Annotated in this window: 1 protein-coding gene and 1 pseudogene; both read left to right on the top strand. The window is 67.5% G+C overall.

Annotated elements, in window-relative coordinates; genetic code table 11:
• Window positions 1–167 precede the first annotated feature (167 nt).
• Window positions 168–1,037: pseudogene (locus ACWCPY_RS43270) on the top strand (IS5 family transposase).
• A 60-nt stretch (window positions 1,038–1,097) separates the two neighbouring features.
• On the top strand, window positions 1,098–1,202 hold the full coding sequence (locus ACWCPY_RS43265; RefSeq protein WP_451274686.1) for a transposase: 105 nt from the start codon (window positions 1,098–1,100) through the stop codon (window positions 1,200–1,202).
• The last annotated feature ends 329 nt before the right edge of the window (window positions 1,203–1,531 follow it).

Genomic DNA, 1,531 nt, shown 5'->3' with positions numbered 1-1,531 from the left:
GAGGTTGTGGAGGCGGTCGATGCCTGCGGGGCGGGTGGAGTTGCGGATGGGGCGGAAGGCTACGTGCTCCTGTGTCATCCCAGGATGTCCGGTCTCCGCGGTCGTGTGCTTCCGTCGCCATCGCTGTGCGCCTGGGCGCACTCGGTCCGGCGCGGTACGCCGGATGCATGCCGAAGCGACGTCCGTATCCGAGTGATCTGTCCGATGCCCGCTGGGAGTTGATCGAGCCGGTCCTGACCGCGTGGCGCTTCGAGCGCCGCGGCAGGGCCCTGGCTTTTGGCCGGCCGCCCGAGCACGACCTGCGCGACATCATGGACGCGATCTTGTACGTGGACCGCACCGGGGTCCAGTGGCGGTACCTCCCGCACGACTTCCCGCACTGGAACACCGTCTACGGCTACTTCTCCAAATGGGCCGACGAGGGCGTGTTCGCCCGGCTCAACGGCCTGCTCCGGCAGCTTCTACGAGAGAAGGAAGGCCGGGACACCGAGCCAACGGCCTGCGTGATCGACGCCCGGAGCATCAAGACCTCCACCAGCGTTCCCGCCACCGGCCAGGGCATCGACGCCGGCAAGAAGATCGTCGGCAGGAAGCGAAGCATCGTCACCGACACGCTCGGCCTTCTCCTCGCCGTGCTGGTGACCGCGGCCGGCGTGCAGGACTCCGTTGCCGGCACCGCGCTGCTCGACCACGTCGCCGCCGAACATCCGCGCATCCGCAAGGTGGGGGTCGACGGCGGTTACCGCCAGCACCTCGTCGAGCATGCCGCCACACTCGGCATCGACATGGAGATCACCGCCCGCAAGCCTGGGAGCAGGGGCTTCACCCCGATCCCGAAGCGGTGAGCGGTCGAGCGAACCTACGGCTGGCTCATGCTCCACCGCCGCCTGGCCCGCGACTACGAAACCCTGCCCACCCGCTCCGAAGCCGTGATCCACATTGCCATGACCGACCTCATGGCCCGCCGCCTCACCAATGAGAACACCATCTCCTGGCGCGACCCGAAGAAGGCCACAGAACATCCCATCCCGGGATGAAACATCGGACGAAAACGACCTCTGAGACAGGAGCTCACCGGCCACGTCAACCAGGCCATCATGCAGGGCCGCTTCTGGTCCGGCTCCTATTTCGCGGGGTCATGCGGCGGCGCACCCCTCCACATGGTCAAGGACTACAACGAGAACCAGAAGCGGCCCGACTGAGCGCGGCTCTGCGGGCGAGGCACTCCGGAGCGAAACCGCGGCGCTCCGCGCCGCAGGGTTCAGGATTGGATTCCCTCCCCGTCTGAAGACGAGGATTCCCTCCGAAGAAGAGGGATGGGCCGTGCGAACGCCCCGGTGCCGACAGGACCCGGCGGACGATGGCTTCGCTGTCCACGCGGGTGCGGTGGAGGTACCAGCGGCAGATCAGCGTGTCGCGGTCCGGGCCCGGGTGGTGAGCGAAGCAGCAGGTCAGACGGCGCCCTCGGCTCCTGTACATCCGCACTTCCCAGCACCGCCGTCTGGAGCTGCCGCCTGTCACCCATCTACTA

The sequence above is a fragment of the Streptomyces sp. NPDC002403 genome (assembly GCF_053593015.1).
This window is presented reverse-complemented; position numbering and strand designations above follow the sequence as displayed.